Origin of the sequence: Acinetobacter lwoffii, assembly GCF_029024105.1 — a bacterium.
GTDB lineage: Bacteria > Pseudomonadota > Gammaproteobacteria > Pseudomonadales > Moraxellaceae > Acinetobacter > Acinetobacter lwoffii.
The window spans coordinates 656317-678674 of sequence record NZ_CP118963.1 but is presented as its reverse complement, the minus strand read 5'-3'; the positions used below and the strand labels follow the sequence as shown (position 1 = coordinate 678674).

The window sequence follows — 22358 nt, the reverse complement described above, 5'->3', positions numbered from 1 at the left end:
TAAACAATACTATTTGGCCTGATAAATGACTTTGCTTACGTAGGTCGGTAAATTCCAAGCACCACCGGCGAAGCCTTTACATTGCACGGTCAGACTACTGAAGCTTTTGACAAATTTCTTGCCATTCCAGGCCCATTCGTCCTGACTCAGACAATCACCCAAACCACGTACTTTATGCCCAGAAAATATCTGGCCTTGGCTAAATGTTTCTCCCGAGGTGGTTACTAGCTGTTTCAGTTGCTTATTTTGATCCATCAGCCAGAAGCCACTACCCATATTATAAGCCCCGCGCCAGCACGGCACCTGAACCAGCTGATTCTGGGCATTAATGGGATAAATGGTCATGACATCATCATTGAGAAAACGCTGGCTAAACAGCAAATCACATTGATCCTCGTTGGTGGTGGCTTTCAGTTTTCGAATCATCTGCTGACTGGCTGCCGTATTCAATTTCGCTTGAGTGACTTTGCCTGACTGATATTTTGGTATCTGAATTTTCGGTATCGCTGCAGCTTTGAGCACCGCCTGATTGGATTTTTTCCCCGGCCTGATCAAGGCTGAGGGCGTAGAAAGTCGACGCTGAAATTCATCCATATTCAGTAAAACGGCACTGGCACCGGCGGTCGATAAGTTCCAGCGTGATTGCGCATTTTTAAATATCACTGGACTCGTTCCCTGCACTGCTTTCAGCAAGGCACGCGTTTGACTGCTATTGAGTTGCCCTATTCCTTCCCGATTGAGACCAATCACGCCATAAGGTGTGCTGGCAATTTGTAGCTGAAGCTGTCGTGTGGGTGTGGCAGCAGCTAAGGGTAAAATCTGGACTTGGGCTTTGATAACACTGTTTACACCCGCAGCACGCTCCAATAAAACTGAAACTGGCTGATCAATATCTTGATCCGATTGATAACCGGCAGCGCGGCAGGTGCCGGTATTATCACAGGCAATTTCCCAGTCTTTATGTGAAAAATGCAGTCCCTGCATGGCCGCTAGACTTAATGAGCTGATACTGGCTAGACCAAATGTGATACTCATGATTTTGATGCTGTAGATCCATTTTTGTTTCATCATTTAGTCCTTATTTAAAATGCTTGCCGAGGTGGCTGGCTGCATCTGCTCAATCTGCTTCTGTTTATCTTTTTTCTTACGCTCGTTGCTCAAAGTCGCCATTAAATCCTGTGCCAAAGCCTTAAGCAGAATCATATCTTCGGCCTGCATCTGTCTCGGTTGTTTATCCAGCAGACACAGACTCCCAAGCGCAATTCCATTTTTATCTTTTAAGGGCACACCGGCATAGAAACGGATATGATACTGTCTTAATTCTGACAGATGTGGAAAGCGCGGGTCACGCTGCAAGTCTTCTATCACCAAAGGTTCATTCTGATAGAGCAGATGGGTGCAGACTGAATCCTTGCACATTTGCTGGGTTGCCTCCTGGGTAAAAGGACTGACTGGAATATACATTTCATGCTGATTCAGCCAGGAAATTTGCGCGTAGTCGACATCAAAAGCCTGACGGGCTTCTTCAATATATTGTTTATAAAGGATCTGATGAAAGTGATCTAATAATCCCAACTCATTTAAAGCCTGCTGCCGTTCTTTTTCATTCTTGATCTCCAGATTCTCAAACCAGCTTTCCCCTTCATTCAAGGTATAAGTTTCGATAGTCAGAATCAGATCATCGACATTATTGACCAGTGCCTGCAGCTCAAAACGTTGTTGCAGTTCATCCAGAAGCTCCAGCTGCATCACACTCCAAGTCGCAAAAATGATTTTCAGCTCAGGATATTGCTGCGCCAGTCTATATTTCAGCAACCGGATCTGTGCCGCAGGCGCATGATGAAAAATAGACACACATAAAATCTTGATCGAAGCTGGCAGTACAATACCCTTTCCTGATTCACTCGATTGAATCAGCACATCCAGATCATTTCGGGCAGCAATATTTTTGAGATTTAGGGCATGCGCCAACATGGCAGAAATCTGGGTGTCAATTTCCCAACGCGCACCAACACAATAAACTTCGGGCTGCTCGGCACTCATCTTACTCGGATAGGCTTTTTGGAAAGCATGATTAAAGAACTGCAAGCCCTGATAAAGACGCAACCGGTGCTCGGCAGTAACATCGGTATCATGTCCTTGCGAATAAATCCGAATAGCTGGAATGGCCACTTCGCCATAGAACATTTGTACACGGCGGGCCACCTCCTCCGCACAGGGCTTTTTTGGCAATTGCGCACAGATGTAATCATTGGCTACCTGCATTGCATCATTGACTTCATCAGCCACCAGTCGTTGATAAAAGCGTTCGGAGGGTGACAATACTGGCGTACTGCCAAGCAAAGTTTTAACAAAACCCCAGTGCCGGCACGTAGTTGGACAAAACCAGCAGGCAGGCAGTCAAAGGCGTCGACAAGATCAGCCCTACCGGTCCCCAGAGGGTGGTCCAGAACGTAGCAGCCAGAATAATCGCCAAGGTAGACAGACCGGTACTTTCCCCATAAAGCCAAGGTTCAATCACGTTATTGCTGATGAGTTCCAGCACCAGAATCAAGCCCACAGTCCAGAGCACCATGTCCCAGCCCGGATCAACGGCAAAAGCCAGTGTAATCGGGAAAATAGCTGAAACGATCGGACCAACATAGGGTACAAAACGCATAACCACCGCGACCAGCCCCCACATGATCGCTGCCGGTACGCCAATCAATAACAGTCCAATCGCCATGGGAATGCCATAAGTGACATTGACCAGCAGCTGCATGCGCAAATAGGTTCCGATACTTTTGCCGGCATCATCCAGCGCATCGGTGCCGATATTCAGATTACCGCCCAAGAGTTTCAGAAAGCGGTCGTGCAGGTCTTTGCCATTGAATAAAATCAATACCATAAACAGGAACACAATCCCGATAATCGCCAGCGGATTCAGGATTTTACTCAACCAGTCCAGCGCAGCCTCTTCACTCGTTGGTTCCAAACCGACCACTTTGACATTCTGCACATTCGGGTCTTCTGTTTCCTGTTCGGATGTGTCTATCGAATCTTCGACTGTGTCAAAGGTCTGGATCGCACCGTCCCACATACTCGGTCCCTGACGATAGTTTTCGAGCATTTTCAGTTTTTGCTGGATAGTGTCCTGATATTGCGGCAGTTCCTGACTCAGCTTGCCAAGTTGCACCCCCAGATAAGTTGCAGTACCGCCCAGAAATGACAAGGTCAAGCACATGACCAGGCCAATCGCCGCCCATTGGGGACACCCCCATCGCTTTAAACGGGAAACCAGAGGAGAAAGTAAAAATGCCAGCAGAATGGCCAAAGCCAGCGGAATAAAAATATCACGACCAAAATACAACGCCGTCATGACGACAGCAGCAATTACAAAGCCTGCCATCATTCTGAGTGCATGGTGGGTGCGCTGTCGCTCGGACTGATCCGGCATCAATACTTCAGTCTGTTGTTGCAGGTTGGCCTGTCGTGGTTTTACTTGACTGTTCTTGTTGTTATCCACCTGGAAAGTCCTAAAATATTATTCCTTCAACATAATTTAGGACTTTCTATATTTTTGTTACAAAGGTATTCCTGTAATCATTTGCAAAGATATTTCACTTAAATCTTTTCAGATGAGTGGATTAACTCACGCTTTTGATCCGGCGCATTTTCCGGGTTTCGAGTTGCACAGGGACTGAGGTATGTTGATGCAGCAATTGCCATTTGCCCTGCTGCTTGCTGAGACACATGCTGACCCGACACCAGCCCAACTGAAAAATCGGTTCAATCACCGCATAATTTACCCCTACATAACCATCGACCACAGCCAGATCATGCGTGACATGAATATTCATATTCTGCCGCTCTACACGTATTCCTTCGGGCATAAAGTGCCGATATTGTTGCCAGAGAGCCTGATAGGCTTCGACACCTTTAACTTCCATACTGACATCGACCAGACGGATCTCCGGTCGGCACAATTGAACAATATCCTGAATTTCAAGTCTGGCTATGGCATTATCCCATTCCTGAAGAAATACCATGACCTCCCGAGCCAATTGTTCATCCCCAAAAATCTGCATTAAATTTTCCTCAATCGGACAAGTCAGACCTGAAATCTGGGATTCAATCAACTCACCCGATTTCTGATCTTTTGTTCTTATTATTTTGCCTATGCTAAAGCGTTATTCTCGCTTTGCTCTTCCCACTGCCGGATTGGATACAGCTCACCTGAAGATTATTTTTTAAATTATTTTTATTTCAATCAGGATGAATATGCTGTTTCTAAATTGGATGATTCAAAAATCAGCAGCGATTAAAAGTTACTTTAGAACTTTTATTGCATGCCTGTAAATGACATAAAGCGTCATTTAAAAATAGAAATAATTTTAGATCTGAATAAGATAGCGGGCTGTTACAGACCAAGTCGATCTGTTTATAAATTTCGTATGGCATTAATAAAGTTTTAAGGCATTTGATCCATGTGATATCAGCAGATAAAAGCCATCATTCAGATAATGGCTTTACTATAGGTCTGCTTTGGCATTTCAATGATTTCGACACAAAGCTGTATTTTTAAGTCTGGCTGGGCCGCAATATATTACTGCATGACGTCGAGCACCAATTCGGAAATTGCCTGACGAACTTCGACACTGCGCCCGCTCAACAGTGAAACTTTGGCATGCACATAGGCCTGATCTGTAACAACATTCAGTCCAATCACATAATCCTGCTGCATAATCGCACGACTTTTTAAATCATTGGGATCGGTGACATGGCCGGCGTTAAAAAGTGCCTGATGGATAGCAACCAATAAGGGTTTGATCTCGATATGTTGCAGATTGTCAGAATATTCCAGATGCAAGTGCGGCATTAAAGTGGTCTCAAATCGAAATGCGAGGATCAGGGCGGCAGGAAAATGATTAGCCCAGAATTTCAGCAATAATGAGAATAATACGAATCATCAACCGTATTATTCTCTCGTCAGAATTTTAGTCTAGGGCTAAATTTAAGCTTTCTTGACATATTCGGATTTAAGTTTCATCGGGCCGATTCCCTCGATTTTACAATCGATATCATGCCCATCGGCAGCATCAGGCAACAAACGGATACTTTTGACTTTAGTGCCCACTTTCACCACTGAAGATGAACCTTTGATTTTCAGGTCTTTAATCACCGTTACACTATCACCATCTGCCAGCACATTGCCATTGGCATCCTTAATGATCACTTGTTCTTCAGTGACTTCACCTTCTTTCCACTCGTGTGCGCATTCAGGACAGATCAGTAGATCACCATCTGCATAGGTATATTCAGATTGACATTTTGGACAGTTTGGCAGACCCATAAGAACCTCGAAAAAAGAGAAAAATTAAATAAATGAAACAAATAAGCTCACAGTATAGCATTTTTGTCAGGCGCGCTGATGGAGAGGACATTGGGATGAAACCAACACAGGAGATCCAAGGAATTAATTGTCTGAAATCTGCGGATTAACCAGCAAAGACAGGAGTTGCAGTGATTCCTGCCAACTCAAATGACATACCGCTGGCGGCACCACATCCGGATAACCCACCTGAATAATGTGTAAACCGGTACCGATTGACACTTTTTCAAAGATGATCGTGACCTCTATTTCACCCTGCAATTCGGGGGTAGAAAACTGATCGGTATAGCGCAGCAGCTGATTGGGAATGACCTCATGATAAATGCCATGAAAATGATGTTGGGTTCCGGTAGAAAAATTGGTAAAGGTCGTTTTATAGCTGCCGCCGGGTTTGACTTCCGCATGTTCTACTTTGGCAATAAAGCCATGTGGTGCCAGCCATTTGGCCAGTGCATCCGGATGTACAAAGGCACGATACACCCGCTCCGGTGGTGCACTAAACACACGATGCATTTTTAAGGTGTAACTCATTTTTTCTTGTCCTTTGTTCTTATTATTAGATCTCTTGCGAAAGTAAAAAATTGTTTATACTAGCCCCATGAAATATGAAAATTTAACTCGATTTAATGATGGGGAATTTAAACGACTCGTTGGAGTTCCTCGTCCATTATTCTTAAAAATGGTATCGGTGTTACAACACGCTGAACTTGCCAAGAAAAAATCTGGAAGGCCGCATTCTTTGTGTTTAGAGGATCAATTATTGTTAACTCTAAACTACTTACGCTGTTATAGGACTCAAATTGAATTATCCGCTGACTATAATCTTGCTGAAAGTAATGTGAATCGTACTATTCATAAAGTTGAAAATGCTCTGATTCAATCACGGATTTTTGCATTACCCAAACGGAATCAAAAGTTTAGTGAAGGTGATTATGTGATCGTTGATGTCACTGAGTCACAGATTGAGCGTCCCAAAAAAACAAAGAAAATTCTATAGCGGTAAAAAGAAGAAACATACGCTAAAAACACAGGTCATTTTTAACCCAAGACTAAAGCAAATTGTAAGTATACAGGTCGAAAGTGGCAGAAAACATGATCTGACGATTGCGCGTAAGTATTTTAAGGAGATGATCATTTATCCTTGTATTATGGCAGATTTAGCCTATAAAGGATTTCATCAGATTAAGAGTAAGTTACTCATTCCAATCAAGAAACCTAAGAATTTATCATTACCCAAAATAGCAAAACAGATCAACCAAGAAATCAGTCGGCGTAGGATCACAATTGAACATATCAACGGCAAACTTAAATATTTTCGGATATTAACAGAACGGTATAGAAATAGACGGAAACGATTTGGTCTAAGAATGAATTTAATTGTTGGAATGGTGAATTGGATGCTCTTGAATTAACTTTCGCAAGAGATCTATTTTTTATTGCGGGATATTCCCTGCATTTGTTGTGACTAAATCCTCAGCATCATCAGCCTGAGTTAAGTACTCATTTGAGTTATTTTATCCAGTTTTGAGCTGGCTATATATAATGAGTATGTATCTATACTCAAGCTCAAACCTTCGTATAGCAATTAAAGAGTAATAAAAAAAACCCGGCAGCACCGGGTTTCTTACTTTAAATCATTTAAATACAAGCATGCTCAGCTACTACGCAGGCTGCTCTCTTCGTCATCCAGCTCATCATCATAGACATAGGCCATACAGCCCCAACCATCATATTCACCCTGAAATTGTGCAGCGATTTTGCTGAACCATTGTTCCAGATCCACGATATCTTCGTAGGCAGGCTCCATATATACATAAATCGTGATGATCCATTCCAAGGTATCGCTATCTTCGTCCTGAAACAGGCTGATTTTTTGCTCTTCTTTTAATAGATGCAAGGCACAACGATCTGCCTGCGCTTCATCCGCAAAGGCAATCGAAAATTCAATTTCGTGCGCTTCTTGCAAGTCGTCGCCATCCTGATGCATTTGCCACAGTACATTGCCATTTTCATCGTCAGGGAATTGATTGTAATCACGTGACATAGAAGTATCCTTATTATGATGCTGTTTTATTCTGCATTTAAGATTAGCTGATTTTTGTACCATTATCGAGATACAGACAAAAAATATTATCTTTTAACCATAAATAAACATATGATTTTTATAAATATAAAAATAAGTAAGGGGATCAATATATTCAAGATACCTAAAGGTCAAAAATCCTGAAAAATATCAGGATTTAAACCAACTTATGGCATTCAGAATACTCTGGTAAAAATCTTCTAGCCCTATGAGTGTCATGATCTAAGCGATGTATGGATGCAGATGATCTTGTTTCAATTGCAAAACCAGTGCAGCAAACTTGAGCTCCTCTAAACGCAGATCAAGATAGGATTCTTGAATCATCGCCTGACTCAGTGCCTGCCCGGTATAATTCAGCAAGACATAATCATCCTTTAAGGCTTGCAATATCTCGCCCAGATTTTCTGTGCTTAATTGAGAGAGATATAAATCTGCCTTACAGTTGAAAGCCAGACTAAGGATTTCAATAGTACTTCGACGGCGATTGTCGTCGACATAATTACAGCTCGCCACCTGCTGTTTTTCTATGGCCTGTTGAATTCTGTCACGGACATTGCGTAAATGCCGAACCGCATCCGTTTCGCTATAACCCTCAATCAGCTGCTCTAAAACCTGTGTTGCGGGAAGCTGCAAGCCGAAGCGCTGGGCCTGTATTTTATGCTGTAAAGCACTCAATACCTCTTGCAAGCGATGCTGTTGTTTAGCCTGTTCATAATAACCGTGCAAACTTTGTCGGGCCTCCTGCTCAACCTCGGCCACGGCCTGCGCCTGAAACTGGGCAAGATAATCTTTTACTCTTGCGATATAGGCTTTGAGATCATCGATCATGATCGAAGCATCCAGCTTGGTCGCTTCAACAAAGTTTTCGGCCTGCAAAGTCCGGTTAATAATATATTGCTCGATATCCCAGATATCCTGATATTTTTTATATTTATTCAGGGCAATGTTTAAACTGCCATTTTGTACCCGCAATTGGGTGATTTCATAATTCAATTCATCGACTTGAGTTTCATAATCTGCCAATTTGCTGCGGGAATGATCCAGGTTTTCCTGTAAAAACTGGATATTGCTGCGTAATGAAGCCTGTACCTTTAAGCTCCATAGCAATGCACATATTAAAATACTCGCGAGAACGAAGAGAGCCATACTGAGCATCGTTCTTTCCTTTAACCCCGGGCAGCGCCCTAAACCATCAAATTAAAAATTTATTATAAAGTCATGATTAATTTTGCATCACTTCGGCCAGATAATCAAAGCCGTTGATCAATACTAAGTCATTCATTCATTTTATTTTTCTACAAAATTTTTATGTGCAAGTCATGTATGACTGACTACTTTCCAGCTCAAGACAAATCCATTCTGAAACAACTTACGATATTTTTTATATCAAAGGATATAATTTGAAAGTTTAAAAATAATGAAAGGAAGGTTAAAAAATCATAAAAATAAAGGCATCAGGCCTATAGCGGGAGATAAAAGAATAAAAAATCTCTAGGCTTATCGTCAAGAGATAAACCGAACATTAAAATTTATATTCTGCAGTAACAGCCGATCAGGCAATGGATCAGTAGAAAATTTCATTTGAACATGCTTATAAAGCCACTCATTTCCACGCTGTTATCGAAATAAATTCTCACACTTTTTTATTCGGATTGCCCAGTTTAAGAGCTTGATCCTCATCATATTTATGAGCTTAAAAAGCATGTGTCCAGCTGGCTCTGATTATTAAGCAGAATCAAATTAGAACGGTATGGCTGTCTTAATTTCGACCGGGATACCACTCAAAGGCTGGATAAAGGCCAGATAACTGGCATGCAAGGCCATACGATTCAAAGGACTGCGCTGGGGTTCAGGATGATAAATTTTATCACCAGTAATGGGATGACCCAGATGCAGCATATGCACGCGTAGCTGATGGGAACGGCCGGTAATAGGTGTCAGTAACACTCGGCTAATGTCTTGCTGGGGTAGATATTCTATTGCCTGATATAAGGTTTTGGCGGCTTTGCCCAGTTCATAATGCACCATTTGACGCGGACGGTTTTCCCAGTCAGTTATCAGAGGTACTTCGACGCTGCCCTGTCCTTCAAGTTTGCCTTGTACCAGTGCAACATAATTTTTATGCACGGTGCGCGCCTGAAACATTTTACTCACCGCCACTTCTGCATCGCGGTGTTTGGCAAACATCAAGATACCCGAGGTGGCCATATCCAGACGATGGGTAATTTTAGCCTGCGGATACTGATCTAAAACCCGTAAATAAGCGCTGTCATGATGTTCAGGTAAACGCCCCGGCACCGACAATAATCCGGCCGGCTTTTCAATCACCAGCAGATCATCATCTTCATAAACAATCTGCAACGGCTCTTGCGGTGGGCAATAAATAAAGTCGAGGTTAATCGGCATGTAGGTGTAGCATCTGGGGCAATGCGCGCAAAATAACAAGCGGGATTTAGCCTGTCAATCACTGCGCACAGCCAGATAGATTAATCTGCCAGATAATAATCGACTGTCGAGACCACGCGGACTTTCTTCAAATAGGGTGTATTGCTGTCACGATCTTCAATACTAAACAGTCCCTGATTGGCGGACTTGATTTTGCCCAGACTGCTCTTTGAATCGGCAGCAAATTTTTCTGCCACACTGCGGGCATTTTCGGTGGCTTGTTCAATCATTGCCGGCTTGATGTCATTCAGCTTGGTAAACAAATATTCCGTTCTTTGTCCAGAATCATCTCCAGCAAAGGCAATGCCTTTTCTGCCCAAAACCACCAAACGGCTTTGCGCTTTGCGTACTGTATCGATGTTGTGGGTATAGACGGTAATGGTCTGGCTGGCGGTATAGCGCAGTGCGACATTGGCATCACCACCATATTGCTGCGCGTATTTATCGGTAATACTGGGTGAGGCGCTGGTGATCTCTTCCGCACTAAAGCCTTCATTTTTTAGAAAAGTCTGAATTTCCTGGGTATTGCTTTGCATGGTGTCATACAACTCGGCCAGATCCTGATTGCCGGCATTAAAGCGGATCGGCCATACCGCCACATCGGCTTTGACTTCGCGTTCCGACAAGCCTTTGACCGAAACTATACGTTCATATTGTTTAATTTTCAGCGCGCTATTACCCAGAATCCATCCGGCAATAATCATCCCTAAGCAAATCAAGGCACCTAAAATCAGGGCCGGTTTGAATTGATTCATCCTTCAACTCCTTTGAAATCTTTTTTCATTCTTATTGATCCTGCCACGCTATCAAGTAGCGATAAAATGATACTAATTTGATCTTATTTTTATCACACGAAGATTTAATCACAACACCGCACTTAGCCTTGATTCATCAGATAGATTGCAATTAACGGTGTCAGGTTAAACAGCAGAATGCCAATTTTATACACCGCCATACCCGAATAATGAATCACATCAAAACTGGTGTCTGACAGCCGAAACCATTTTCCATGCACCTGCTTCATCCAGTTTCGGGCAAAGACAAAGACCATGAACCAGATCATGAGAATGACATAATTAATGAGTGTGCAAAACAGTAAAAAACGACACCAGATATCGAGATTCATGAGGATTCCCCTAGGGGACAGCTGATGTTTTTAAAATAACAGATCATCTTGAGAAATGAAGGATTGATTTGTATCTTGCTTGGATAAATAGTTTTATTAAACTTATGATTTATATTTATTTTTTATTCTGCATGTATTGCTAGAGAATTTTTTAGGGTGTTGGGAAAACTCGCAATGGTTTACTTCAACTATCATTCTTTGTAAGACCTGATCTTATAGCCTATAAACTTTTGGTCTATAGCGTCCTAAGCCGAATCGAGACCTTTTGGGTTCGTACTGCACTCGCGTTTTGCGCCGCTCACAGCATGCTACTCTTTCCGATCCCATCACACCCTTGAGAGCTATATTAGGCAAAGATGGGCGGGATTAATTTCCTATGTTTTTTTAATTTTTAGAATTTTTGAAAATTTATTTCATTATTAATCCAATTTAAGGAAAATAAACCCTATCCTTCAATTTTTACGCTTTTTTCTTCGATAAAAATGGACTTTATTGCAATTTATCTTCAAGACATGAGGACTATTTATTGAAACAAAGCAGCCTGAATCCATTGTGCATTAAACCACCAGATACTGATCGCTGACATCCCGCAGAGCAGATTGGCCAGAACCTTATTGAGTCTCGTCAGTTCAGAACTATAAATTTTCAGGTTAAGCAGGTAAGCGATCACAGCGTAAAACGAGCCAATCGCGCCCCCGAAAAGAATCAAGATGAGCGGCCATGCGGAATAGAAATGGGCTTTTTTATCTAATTTTCCTGACTCTGGTGCGTGCTGTTGAATATCCATAGGTGATAGCCCTCTTTTTAATATATGCACTTGCACTATTTCTAGGCAGATATTTACTCTTTAGAAAATATTTGCCTTTTAGGACTTTCATTGAAGCAAGAAGCAGACCAGTTTTAACGTACAAAAAGCTGTCGAGTATGATGATTGATATAGGCATTTAGCCCATCGCCATATTGGGCAAGCTGTTTCATGTTTTCGACATGCTGATAGCCGGCACTGCTATAGCTGTAGGTATAAACTTTCGAGGTTTTCTTAAATTGAACCCGAATAAACTCGTTACCAATCTCGTAATTGGCAACACCTGAGTCATGATTAAGATCAAGATAATATTGCAATTGAGCTGCCCTAAACACGATGAATCTAGGGTTTTATATGGGGTTTTATTGGTTAATTTTCAAACAATAATATTTTAAGAAAATAAAATCTATAAAAAAAATATCCCATTATTTAATGGGATATTTTTTAAATCGGAGTGAACTATTTAACAATTAGGATCCACTACAAAACTTGTCTGGCTGAATTTTTGCCATGCACCAGTAGCAGCACCATCCACAACGAGAATAGAGATAATTCCCCAATCCAAGAAAACACCTAATAAGGTTGTTGGATCAAAAGTTTTTTGTGGAATAACGATGTTGGTTTGGCAGCCTTGCTTCTCTGCTTTAATTACATAATTTTCTTTCTTTTTGAAAGTATAAACAGTATTACGCTGACCCATATATTCTTCATTGACATATAACTTAGCCAATTCATCGTTACTACGGATATTCACAGTTTGTGTTGAACCATTAAACATCGTCGCACAGCCTGAAGTAAATAACATCACACTTCCTATTACTAAAGCTGTAAATTTTTTCATTGTTTCCCCCGGAAATATCTAACCTTAATTCTAAGTGGTTAGCTAATTTTTAAAGCAGACAACCTATACCTTTTATAACAATAGTTCAAATAATTTTTTGAATTTATTATAATTTTTTACTTTAAACCAAGATTCTCCTCCCGATATAAAACTGTTTTCTCATAATAATTTTTTATTTCTATGTATGAGATTTGGATACCACAGCAAAAAGCCCTATCGAGTAATAGGGCTTTCGTTCAAAACAGAGGGTAACTGTTTGAGTTGTTTTGCTTAGGCATTCTTATTGTTAAATTGATTGCCTTGGCATTTGGTACACGGTGGTAAACGATCAGTACCAATTTCTAAGTAGGTGCGGTGTCCGCATTGAACACAAAAATAGAAGCCTGTTCCGGGTTTTTCGCCAGCAGTAACCATCTTTGTTCTCCATGGTTTTAGAAATGGTCTATCTAGTATAACCCTCTAGTGATGAATGTCTATTGTCCATTTTTGTAAATGATGATGGCATTTGGGCAAAGTAGTATTTCTAATTATTATTCAATAACTCATTAATTAAGTGATAATTTATTATTTTTTTCAAGTTAACTAGTTTAATAACATTGAGATAAGTGATGCATAAGGTCAAGTATAGCGCAGTGCGTTAATACAAAATTATCGCCATAGCCATATGAAATTTTATATTCCCTTAAAGTTATAGACGTCTTTAATCATTGAGGAAGCTCAATTGCTTAAGTTTAAAAAGAAAAGTACCTGTTTGTATTTTCTTGATAAAGACATTAATGCTCTAAATAAAAACCCCACTTCACAGTAGGGTCTTTTTTAAACAATATCAACAACTTTAATCCACTCCAACCCTCCTTAAAAAAGTAGGGAGTTCCCCACTGCTGTCCCATAGTTTGCTTTAAATAAAAAAACCTGAGTCCTAACAGTTAAAATATGAGTGCAAACAAACACTTTAACGACCAGGATTCAGGTTTTGTCACATCAGAATACCGTATTTCATGAGCTAATTAAACCTGTTGTGCGACAGGATTTTGAACAACTTGCTAAAGTACACCATGTTGGACAGAAATTTAGAGCGGCTTCCCGGTGGGATCAGTTTATTGCCATATTGATGTCTCAATTCTCTTGTAGACAAAGTCTGAGAGATATTCAATCCAATTTGGAGTGCCAACAGGAAAAGCTAAGTCATCTCGGAGCAAAGTCTATTCCCCGAAGCACGCTGGCACGAATCAATGAGCAGCAGCCTGCTGCCTTGTATCAACAGCTATTTCACAAGTTGCTTAAATACTATGAACACTCAAAAGTAGCTCATAAATTTCGCTTTAAGAATCCCTTGTATTCCTTGGATGCCAGTCATATTGACCTGTCGCTTTCCTTATGTGAATGGGCCAAAGTTCACGACTCAAAAGCCAGCATGAAACTCAGCATAGGATTGAATCACAGCAATGATATTCCTGAGTTTGTTGCAGTTGAAAATGGCAAAGAAAATGACATGGTACAAGGCCGCAAATTCCAGTTTCCTGCTGGCAGCATTGTAGTTTTTGATAAAGGCTATGTCGATTACCAATGGTATGCAAATCTGACTGCTCAAAACATTGGATTTGTCACACGTTTTAGGCCTAAATCTGTGTATCAGGTGATCCAGCAACATCCAGTGCTTGAATCCAAAGGTATTCTAAAAGATGAAACCATTCAGCTGAATAGCGCACATGCCCTAAAAAGAAAAGCCCCAGTGTTAAGAAGAATTGAATATAGAGATCAGCAAAGTGGCAAGCACTTTAGCTTTCTCAGCAATAACTTTCATTTAGCCGCCTCCACCATTGCGGCGATTTATAAAGATCGTTGGAAAGTTGAGCTGTTCTTTAAGGCGATTAAGCAGAATCTCAAATTAAAAGCGTTTCTAGGCCGCAGCAGGAACGCAATTCAGACACAAATCTGGATTGCGATGATCGCCTATTTATTGGTGAGTTTCGCTCAACATTTAGGGAAAACAGGTTGGACAGTTCAACGTTTACTCAGAATAATTCAAGTGAATTTGTTTGAAAGAAGAACTTTAAAAGCTTTATTTTCACCCGATAAAATACCCATAAAACAAGAGGAAGCTCAAATGAGCTTCCTCTTGTGAAAAATTGTGGGACAGCAATGGGGAGTTCCCCTCTTTTTCAAAGAGGGGCTAGGAGTGATTAAAAAAAAGATTAAGCCACATTTCCTTCCAAGAAATCCTGTGCAAAGCGCTGTAATACCCCACCCGCTTCATACACATGTACTTCTTCTTCAGTATCCAGACGACAAGTGACTGGAACTTCAATAATCTGGTTCTTACCATCATCGGTTGAACGCTCAATCACTAAAGTTAAAGTCGAACGTGGCGCAATATTACCAATCACGCTATACAGCTCTGTACCATCAAGACCTAAAGTCTTACGATCTGTACCCAGTTTAAACTCAAGCGGCAACACGCCCATACCGACCAGATTGGTACGATGAATACGCTCAAAACCTTCAGCGACAATTGCTTCTACACCTGCAAGACGTACACCTTTCGCTGCCCAGTCACGACTCGAACCCTGACCATAATCCTTACCGGCAATAATGATCAACGGCTGTTTACGGTTCATGTAGATCTCAATCGCTTCCCACATACGCATCACTTCACCTTCAGGCTCCACACGTGCTTTAGAACCTTGTTTAATGGTACCGTCAGAACGCACCACCATTTCATTGAACAGTTTAGGGTTGGCAAAAGTCGCACGTTGCGTGGTGAGGTGATCACCGCGATGCGTTGCATAGGAGTTAAAGTCTTCCTCAGGCACACCCATTTTTTTCAGGTATTCACCTGAAGCACTGTCGAGCACAATGGCATTCGATGGTGATAAATGATCAGTGGTGATGTTATCGCCCAAGATCGCCAGCGGACGCATATTTGACAAGGTACGCGGTGCAGCCAAAGCCCCTTCCCAATACGGCGGACGACGGATATAGGTACTTTGCGGACGCCAGTCATACAACGGACTTGTTGCTTTTTCATTCACACCCAAGTCGAACATCGGAATATAGATTTTTTTGAATTGTTCTGGTTTTACAGCAACTTTCACCAGCGCATCAATTTCTTCATCCGATGGCCAGATATCTTTCAGATAAATCGGGTTGCCATCTTTATCATTTCCTAAAGCATCCTTTTCTATGTCAAAACGAATCGTACCGGCAATCGCATAAGCCACTACTAATGGCGGTGAAGCCAAGAATGCCTGCTTCGCATAAGGATGAATACGTCCATCGAAGTTACGGTTGCCCGAAAGCACCGCTGTTGCATACAGGTCACGGTCGATGATTTCCTGCTGAATCTTTGGATCTAATGCGCCCGACATGCCGTTACAAGTCGTGCATGCATAGGCCACGATACCAAAGCCCAGTTTTTCTAAATCTTTAAGTACGCCTGCTTCTTCCAAATACAAAGCAGCCGCTTTAGAACCCGGTGCAAAAGAAGATTTCACCCAAGGTTTACGCACCAAGCCCAATTCATTGGCCTTACGTGCTAGCAAACCTGCCGCCACCGTATTACGTGGGTTAGAGGTATTGGTACAAGAGGTAATCGCCGCGATAATCACCGCGCCATCTGGCATTAAGCCTTCTGCTTCTTGTGCGCGAGCAGCATCTAGATTACCGGCAATACCTTTTTCTTTCAGGTCAGAGGTTGATACACGTGCATGCGGATTCGATGGGCCAGCGATATTACGTGTCACAGTCGATAAATCGAAATGCAGCACACGTGGATATTCCGCTTGGGTCATATCCGATGCCCAAAGCCCGATCTCTTTGGCATAAGTTTCGACCAGTTTGACTTGCTCAGGCTCACGACCGGTCAAGGTCAGATAATCAATGGTGTTCTGGTCGATATAGAACATCGCAGCCGTTGCGCCATACTCAGGCGTCATGTTGGAAATCGTGGCGCGATCACCCACCGACATGCTGTCAGCACCTTCACCAAAGAATTCTAAATATGCGCCAACCACACGCTCTTTACGCAGGAATTCAGTTAATGCCAAGACGATATCCGTTGCGGTAATACCCGGCTTGCGCTGACCGACCAATTCCACACCAATGATATCAGGCAGACGCATCCAAGACGCACGACCAAGCATCACATTTTCAGCTTCCAAGCCACCCACACCAATCGAGATCACACCCAATGCATCGGTATGTGGCGTATGCGAATCTGTACCAACACAGGTGTCCGGGAATGCCAGACCATCACGGTTTTGAATCACCGGAGACATTTTCTCCAGATTGATCTGGTGCATGATGCCATTGCCCGCAGGAATTACATCAACATTTTCAAACGCGGTTTTAGTCCATTCAATAAAATGGAAACGGTCTTCGTTACGACGGTCTTCAATGGCACGGTTTTTCTCAAAGGCATCCGGATCAAAACCACCAAACTCAACCGCCAGTGAATGGTCGACAATCAGCTGGGTTGGAACTACCGGATTGACTTTAGACGGGTCACCGCCCTGTTCTGCAATCGCATCACGTAAACCGGCAAGGTCCACCAGCGCCGTTTGTCCCAAGATGTCATGACACACTACACGTGCCGGATACCAGGGAAAATCATGTTCCTGTTTACGCTCAATTAACTGGCGTAAAGACTGTTCCAGAATGGCAGGATCACAACGACGCACCAACTGCTCTGCCAGGACTTTGGAAGTATAAGGAAGTTTGGCATATGCGCCTGGCTGAATATCTTCTATGGCCTGTCGCACGTCATAATATTCCAGCTGGGTGGATTGCAGCGGTTTACGGTAGTTGTTGTTCATAAGCTTGCCTGCCCTCGTTTATCTCTATTTTTATTCATCAATAGATATTGATGAGTTACTTTTGTAATAGCAGCATTGTACGCCGCACAAATAGCATTTCCCAAATTTTATATTTCTCAAATACTTAATTATAAAAATCGGTATTTTCGCAAAAATTTGTTACATAGACTTTAGAATTTTTGCTTTAAAGCGGTCTTTTGCTAAAAAAATCTGAATAATTCGCCTTATTCTTTAGTCTTATGTTGCAAAATATTTCTCTATATTTTTATTTGATTATTACCCTAAACCACTAATATCATTAATAAATAATTAATTTTATGTGCATTTTTCTAAAGATAAAAAAATATAGTCTCACTGGTTTTCATAGGCCTGTCCTGCCGCCGCATTTAGCAAAATTTCAATCCCCTAATTTGGGATAGCAGATTTTCCAAAACTATCAGAAGCTCAGTGTGACGCATGTCACATTATTCGCAAACCTCACATTAAAACAATAACCATAACAGGCAGAACTGAAATGTTGAAAATCGCAATATTCGGAGCTATAGCCGCCATTTTGACGCTCTTAGCTCGCGGTTGGGATGGAACAAAAAATCCATCACCACCGTCCAATCCATCACCACCGTCCCAACCCTCTCATCCCTCACACCCAACACCTCCACCCAAACCCTCACATCCCGTTCCGACCACATCAGACAGCTTGATTAGCAACCCACCTCTGTTACCGAAAAGTGCCAAGGGCAAATATGAGCTGATCGTGGCCTATAAAACCAGCAAGCTCTATAACCCCAGAAATGGCTTATGGGATCAGGTACTGCTGAGAGGCTATTTAACCAAACCCAGTTTATTTGATAAGAAAAAAACTGGTGAATATGTTGAGGATCAATTGGTCGGGCCACAGATTCGGGTCAAACAGGGTGAAACCTTGGCACTTAACCTGAATAACCAGCTTCCACCCGAGTCAGAAACAACTTGTCCAACTCATGTTGAGAATGTAAATGAACCTCACTGCTTTAATACTACCAACCTGCATACCCATGGCTTCTGGGTCAGTCCTCAAGGCAATAGCGATAATGTTTTCCTGAAATTCAAACCTCAGGAAAAATTTGATTATCAGTTCAAAATGGAACCGAATCATCCCGCAGGGACTTACTGGTATCACGCCCATCTGCACGGTTCAACTGCTCTTCAGGTGTCGAATGGCATGGCTGGCCCATTGATTGTTGAAGGCTCAAGAACGCCAAAAGTCAAAAATGGTAAAGTCACCTCAACTGGAGATATGGATATTCTATGGAAAGAAAAAAACAGTTACCCGAACGAAAACATCCTGTTGTTCCAGCAAATCCAATATCGCTGTAGTAATCCCGATCCTAATATCACATTCGCTGTTCCCAATAACTGTGAAGGTGTAGGTATAGGCATGCTGGAAAATTATAATGACCTGTCTATTAGTGGCTTCTGGACCAACCAGAATTACTACACGTCTATCAACGGTAAAATTGTGGGAGAGATGAAGGTTGAACAGAATGTATTTAACCGCTGGCGCATGATTCATGGCGGTGTACGCGATACCATTGGTTTAATCATAAAGGAAATTCCTGACTCCAGTAAGTTTAGCGCAGAGCAAACCATTAAAGCCTGTTCAGCCTATCAGGAGGCAGACAAGAAAGCTGAATTTGAGAAGCTGAATAGCCTGAATGTGCATACCATCGCGCAAGATGGCTTAACTATGAATCATATACAGACCAGAACCCTGTCCGTGTTCCATCCTGGTTATCGTCATGATGCAATGGTTGCCTTTCCGACCACCAATAGATACTGCATTTTTGACACCAAATTGAATATCGATGATGAAATTAACGCGCCATTACCGAATGTAGGCCCTCAAATTGCTCCAAATCATCGGTTCAATGCCCAACTGCTGGGATGGGTCAATGTAAAAGCAGCCAAGACCAAGGCTCAGACTGCTGCACAGTTCCTGAAAGATCGGGCACAAAAAATTGGTTTAAGCAAAGACATCCAGACCCAGTTATCTCAGCTTAATCTTTCTGCGTTTAGTGATCATCCATCATTGATGACACCCGAAATTGATAAAGTAGTTGCTGCCCGACCAAAACAATATAGTGCTTTTTCGCTCGGCCCCGACCCTAGAACTGGCGTATTCAAATTTGGCTTCCGACATAAAAAAGATGGAGATACACTGAGTTTTGGAGATTTCTTTGATGGAGATGGTTCAGTGGGTGGCGAATATGTCCGTCAGTTACAAGTTGGACAGACTGATGAATGGGAATTGACAACCGAAAATTTTGGCGGTCATCCGTTCCATATTCATGTTAACCCGTTCCAGATTGTTAAAATTTTGAATCCTGATGGTAAAGATGTCAGTGAAGCATTATCTGAGCCAGTCACAGATCCAAATGGACTTGAAGATGTGCAATACCGTGGCATGAAAGGACAATTTAAGGATACGCTTTTTATAAAAGCTAACTATAAATTTATTCTCAGAAGCCATTACAAGAAATTTGAAGGTGACTTCGTACAGCACTGCCATATCCTCGACCATGAAGATCAGGGTATGATGGAAACCGTACGAGTCTGTGGAGGCAAATTCCCTTGTGATTCGCCATTACCGGCTAGCCATCATCACTAAAGATCTGCTCGCTAAAAGCCAATGATTTCGATTGTTGGTTTTTTTGTTTGCCTCTATTTGATGCTTGCTGCACAATAACTGCATTGATTTATAGTATTCAAACCGGGGCTTATTATGGCAGCGTCTCCTGCTTTTACATTGTTTAGTCTGAATGGTGTAGATGCACAAAAATTCCTTCAAGGTCAGGTGACTTTGAATACTGAAACTTTGGCGGAAAACCAGACACGCTATACTGCGATCTGCAGTCTGAAAGGACGCATTCAATTTGGCTTGTGGCTTAAAAAAATCAGTCCGGAAAGTTTTGAAATCGTCAGCACTGAAGATCAGGCTACGGAACTGACCAATCATATTAAAAAATTTGGTGCCTTTTCAAAAATGAAACTGGAATTGGTCGGTCCAGTTTATCCAGTCATCAATGGCATTCATACTGACTTTGTGGCGACTGAAACCGATGTGACGATGTGGGAACAGCAAGCCATTGAATCAGGTCAGGCCTGGATTCAGGCTGCCACTGCAACCCTGTTTCAACCACAGGAATTACGTTTGCATCAACGCGAAGGCATTCACTATGACAAGGGTTGCTATCTGGGTCAGGAAGTCATTGCACGTTTATGGTTTAAAGCCAAGCCAAAACACTGGTTACATCTGGTTCAAGGCACAGGTGCCGCACCTGATGTTGCGACCAAACTGAATAATGATGTTGAAATCGTCAATAGCATCGCGATTGAGAATGGTTATAAAGCACTAGTCGTGGCAAAACCTGAAGCATTGACCGAGCTAGGTCTCGAAGTTCTGGAGCTTCCTGAAGCTTTGAGCGGTGATGTAGCGCGTCCGCAATAATCACTGCATAACTCATAAAAAAGCCAAGATAAAATTCTTGGCTTTTTTATTTTAGAAGCCATGAAACAGCTTGTTCATGTCTTTTACCACATAATCTTTAAAATGATAGGCCCGCGCATGTTTGGCATCAAACTTTGCCGTGAGTTCACCTTTTTGAAAGACATATACTCGGTCTTCCTGACTCATCAAAAACTCTGCACCAAGTTTCATCAGCAGCGCATCAATCTTGTCTTCATCAGCAATCGATTCATCAGCATTGATTCTGTCATAGTGACGTTTAATGGTTTTGACAAACATGGTGAAATCCTGGGAGTCTGATTCAAACCGAGATTTAACCAGAGAAGTCGTCTTAAGCAAAGTAATCCTTTTGATATCTGCAAGATTGAGCAAAACCTGTCCAAATCATGCATCGATTTAAACGGTGTATTGTGCTTTGATGATTTGTATTTAGTGACAAATTGTATATTTACAAAGCACAAAATCCTTTTATGATGTAAGTGAAAATGATTAAAACCGCACCAAGGAATAAGGTGCCAGCAATAATAAGGTTATAGGAACCATGAAAAAATTAGTACTCGCTACAGTTCTTGCCCTTTCTGCGCAATTCGCTCTGGCAAATACCGTAAAAGATCAAGTCGATCCCCAATTCCAAAAAGTTGAGGCCATGGTCAAAGCCAATAATTTTAAAGGTGCCTATGACGCTTTGAATCAATTGGCCAGTCAGGGAAATGCCCAAGCTTTATATAACTTAGGCTATTTGACCCAAACCGGCCAAGGTACAACCAAGGACGAGAAAAAAGCCATTCAGCTTTACGAGCAGGCAGCCAGCAAAGGCTATCCGGTGGCCAATTATGTACTGGGTAAAAACTATGCAGCCGGCACACTCGGCCTCAAACAGGATTTGGCCAAAGCCAAACAGCATCTGGAACGCGCTTCAGCAGCCAAATTTGATGATGCCAGCATTGATCTGGCCATACTGCTATTTTCTGAAAATACGACAGCGTCAAATAAAGCCGGACTACAAAAGCTGCAACCGCTGATCAGCAAAGGCAATATGCAGGCCATTCATGCCAAAGCCTTATATGACATCAGCAGCGGTTTCAAAAACAAAGATGAAAAACCGATTCAGCAAGGCCTAAGCAGCATTCAGGAACTCGCCAAAAAAGGTTATATTCCGGCGCTGATGGCAGTAGGTAATATGTTTGCCAATGGCAGTATTGTTCCGCAAAATCTGCCAGAAGCTAAGAAAATCTTTGCCGCACTGGCGCAGCAAAATGTTCCGCAGGCCAAAGAGTCTTTGGCAGCGGTAGACAAAATGCTGGCTGAACAGAAAAAAGCGCCTGCGAAGAAAAGTTAAGTTAATTCCACAAAATTAAAATATAAAAA

General features: G+C 42.0%; 22 protein-coding genes and 1 pseudogene. 5 read left to right on the top strand and 18 right to left on the bottom strand.

The window, feature by feature from the left end:
- Positions 1–9 precede the first annotated feature (9 nt).
- The 7 genes and pseudogenes from PYW33_RS03155 to PYW33_RS03125 all read right to left on the bottom strand — a co-directional run bounded on the left by PYW33_RS03155 (position 10) and on the right by PYW33_RS03125 (position 5902).
- A complete protein-coding gene (locus PYW33_RS03155; RefSeq protein ID WP_004645905.1) occupies positions 10–1068 on the bottom strand; it encodes a DUF1176 domain-containing protein in 1059 nt (352 codons plus the stop codon).
- A gap of 3 nt (positions 1069–1071) precedes the next feature.
- A complete protein-coding gene (locus PYW33_RS03150; protein WP_228127472.1) occupies positions 1072–2343 on the bottom strand; it encodes a GAF domain-containing protein in 1272 nt (423 codons plus the stop codon).
- 4 nt (positions 2344–2347) lie between these two features.
- Complete coding sequence (locus tag PYW33_RS03145; protein ID WP_004645908.1) at positions 2348–3505, bottom strand: AI-2E family transporter; 1158 nt, start codon at positions 3503–3505, stop codon at positions 2348–2350.
- 121 nt (positions 3506–3626) lie between these two features.
- A complete protein-coding gene (locus PYW33_RS03140; protein WP_004645909.1) occupies positions 3627–4067 on the bottom strand; it encodes a YybH family protein in 441 nt (146 codons plus the stop codon).
- Positions 4068–4495: 428 nt separating this feature from the next.
- A pseudogene (locus PYW33_RS03135) lies at positions 4496–4858 on the bottom strand (5-carboxymethyl-2-hydroxymuconate Delta-isomerase).
- A gap of 135 nt (positions 4859–4993) precedes the next feature.
- Entirely contained in the window at positions 4994–5332 is a 339-nt protein-coding gene (locus PYW33_RS03130; RefSeq protein WP_004645911.1) for a zinc ribbon domain-containing protein YjdM, read from the bottom strand.
- Positions 5333–5455: 123 nt separating this feature from the next.
- The gene (locus PYW33_RS03125; protein ID WP_004645913.1) at positions 5456–5902 is read right to left on the bottom strand and encodes an SRPBCC domain-containing protein; all 447 of its coding nucleotides are present in this window, start codon (positions 5900–5902) and stop codon (positions 5456–5458) included.
- A 67-nt stretch (positions 5903–5969) separates the two neighbouring features.
- On the opposite strand from PYW33_RS03125, the gene PYW33_RS03120 reads away from it, so the two are divergent.
- Positions 5970–6783, top strand: a protein-coding gene (locus tag PYW33_RS03120; RefSeq protein ID WP_004729218.1) for an IS5 family transposase whose coding sequence is annotated in 2 segments (ribosomal slippage) — positions 5970–6356 and positions 6358–6783 — 813 coding nt in all. Because the reading frame shifts where the segments join, the coding sequence is not laid out codon by codon here.
- A gap of 242 nt (positions 6784–7025) precedes the next feature.
- On the opposite strand, the gene PYW33_RS03115 is transcribed toward PYW33_RS03120, so the two are convergent.
- The 9 genes from PYW33_RS03115 to PYW33_RS03075 form a co-directional block, all read right to left on the bottom strand.
- Complete coding sequence (locus tag PYW33_RS03115) at positions 7026–7415, bottom strand: ribonuclease E inhibitor RraB (protein ID WP_004645916.1); 390 nt, start codon at positions 7413–7415, stop codon at positions 7026–7028.
- Positions 7416–7676: 261 nt separating this feature from the next.
- Positions 7677–8609 (bottom strand): SNIPE associated domain-containing protein, encoded by a 933-nt coding sequence (locus tag PYW33_RS03110; RefSeq protein WP_004645917.1) that lies wholly within the window; start codon positions 8607–8609, stop codon positions 7677–7679.
- 585 nt (positions 8610–9194) lie between these two features.
- The gene (locus PYW33_RS03105; RefSeq protein ID WP_004645918.1) at positions 9195–9860 is read right to left on the bottom strand and encodes a pseudouridine synthase; all 666 of its coding nucleotides are present in this window, start codon (positions 9858–9860) and stop codon (positions 9195–9197) included.
- An 80-nt stretch (positions 9861–9940) separates the two neighbouring features.
- Positions 9941–10654, bottom strand: a complete 714-nt coding sequence (locus PYW33_RS03100) for an SIMPL domain-containing protein (RefSeq protein ID WP_004645919.1) — start codon at positions 10652–10654, stop codon at positions 9941–9943.
- A 122-nt stretch (positions 10655–10776) separates the two neighbouring features.
- Positions 10777–11025 carry a DUF6868 family protein gene (locus PYW33_RS03095; RefSeq protein ID WP_004645921.1) on the bottom strand — a complete coding sequence of 83 codons (249 nt, stop codon included), beginning with the start codon at positions 11023–11025 and terminating at the stop codon, positions 10777–10779.
- Positions 11026–11548: 523 nt separating this feature from the next.
- On the bottom strand, positions 11549–11812 hold the full coding sequence (locus PYW33_RS03090; RefSeq protein WP_004645922.1) for a hypothetical protein: 264 nt from the start codon (positions 11810–11812) through the stop codon (positions 11549–11551).
- A 113-nt stretch (positions 11813–11925) separates the two neighbouring features.
- Positions 11926–12147, bottom strand: coding sequence for a hypothetical protein (locus PYW33_RS03085; RefSeq protein WP_016806680.1), 222 nt, complete (start codon positions 12145–12147; stop codon positions 11926–11928).
- A gap of 146 nt (positions 12148–12293) precedes the next feature.
- Positions 12294–12635, bottom strand: a complete 342-nt coding sequence (locus PYW33_RS03080) for a hypothetical protein (RefSeq protein WP_004645924.1) — start codon at positions 12633–12635, stop codon at positions 12294–12296.
- 306 nt (positions 12636–12941) lie between these two features.
- Positions 12942–13085, bottom strand: coding sequence for a zinc ribbon-containing protein (locus PYW33_RS03075; RefSeq protein WP_004645925.1), 144 nt, complete (start codon positions 13083–13085; stop codon positions 12942–12944).
- A 559-nt stretch (positions 13086–13644) separates the two neighbouring features.
- Between PYW33_RS03075 and PYW33_RS03070 the strand changes: the two genes are divergently transcribed.
- On the top strand, positions 13645–14796 hold the full coding sequence (locus PYW33_RS03070; protein WP_004645517.1) for an IS4-like element ISAbe18 family transposase: 1152 nt from the start codon (positions 13645–13647) through the stop codon (positions 14794–14796).
- 70 nt (positions 14797–14866) lie between these two features.
- On the opposite strand, the gene acnD is transcribed toward PYW33_RS03070, so the two are convergent.
- Positions 14867–17485, bottom strand: a complete 2619-nt coding sequence (acnD, locus tag PYW33_RS03065) for a Fe/S-dependent 2-methylisocitrate dehydratase AcnD (RefSeq protein WP_004645926.1) — start codon at positions 17483–17485, stop codon at positions 14867–14869.
- A gap of 514 nt (positions 17486–17999) precedes the next feature.
- Here acnD and PYW33_RS03060 point away from each other — a divergent pair.
- Complete coding sequence (locus tag PYW33_RS03060; RefSeq protein WP_004645927.1) at positions 18000–20132, top strand: multicopper oxidase family protein; 2133 nt, start codon at positions 18000–18002, stop codon at positions 20130–20132.
- A gap of 114 nt (positions 20133–20246) precedes the next feature.
- On the top strand, positions 20247–20972 hold the full coding sequence (gene ygfZ / locus PYW33_RS03055; protein ID WP_004645928.1) for a CAF17-like 4Fe-4S cluster assembly/insertion protein YgfZ: 726 nt from the start codon (positions 20247–20249) through the stop codon (positions 20970–20972).
- A gap of 51 nt (positions 20973–21023) precedes the next feature.
- On the opposite strand, the gene PYW33_RS03050 is transcribed toward ygfZ, so the two are convergent.
- On the bottom strand, positions 21024–21269 hold the full coding sequence (locus PYW33_RS03050) for a hypothetical protein (RefSeq protein ID WP_004645929.1): 246 nt from the start codon (positions 21267–21269) through the stop codon (positions 21024–21026).
- 262 nt (positions 21270–21531) lie between these two features.
- On the opposite strand from PYW33_RS03050, the gene PYW33_RS03045 reads away from it, so the two are divergent.
- A complete protein-coding gene (locus PYW33_RS03045) occupies positions 21532–22329 on the top strand; it encodes a tetratricopeptide repeat protein (RefSeq protein ID WP_004281723.1) in 798 nt (265 codons plus the stop codon).
- The last annotated feature ends 29 nt before the right edge of the window (positions 22330–22358 follow it).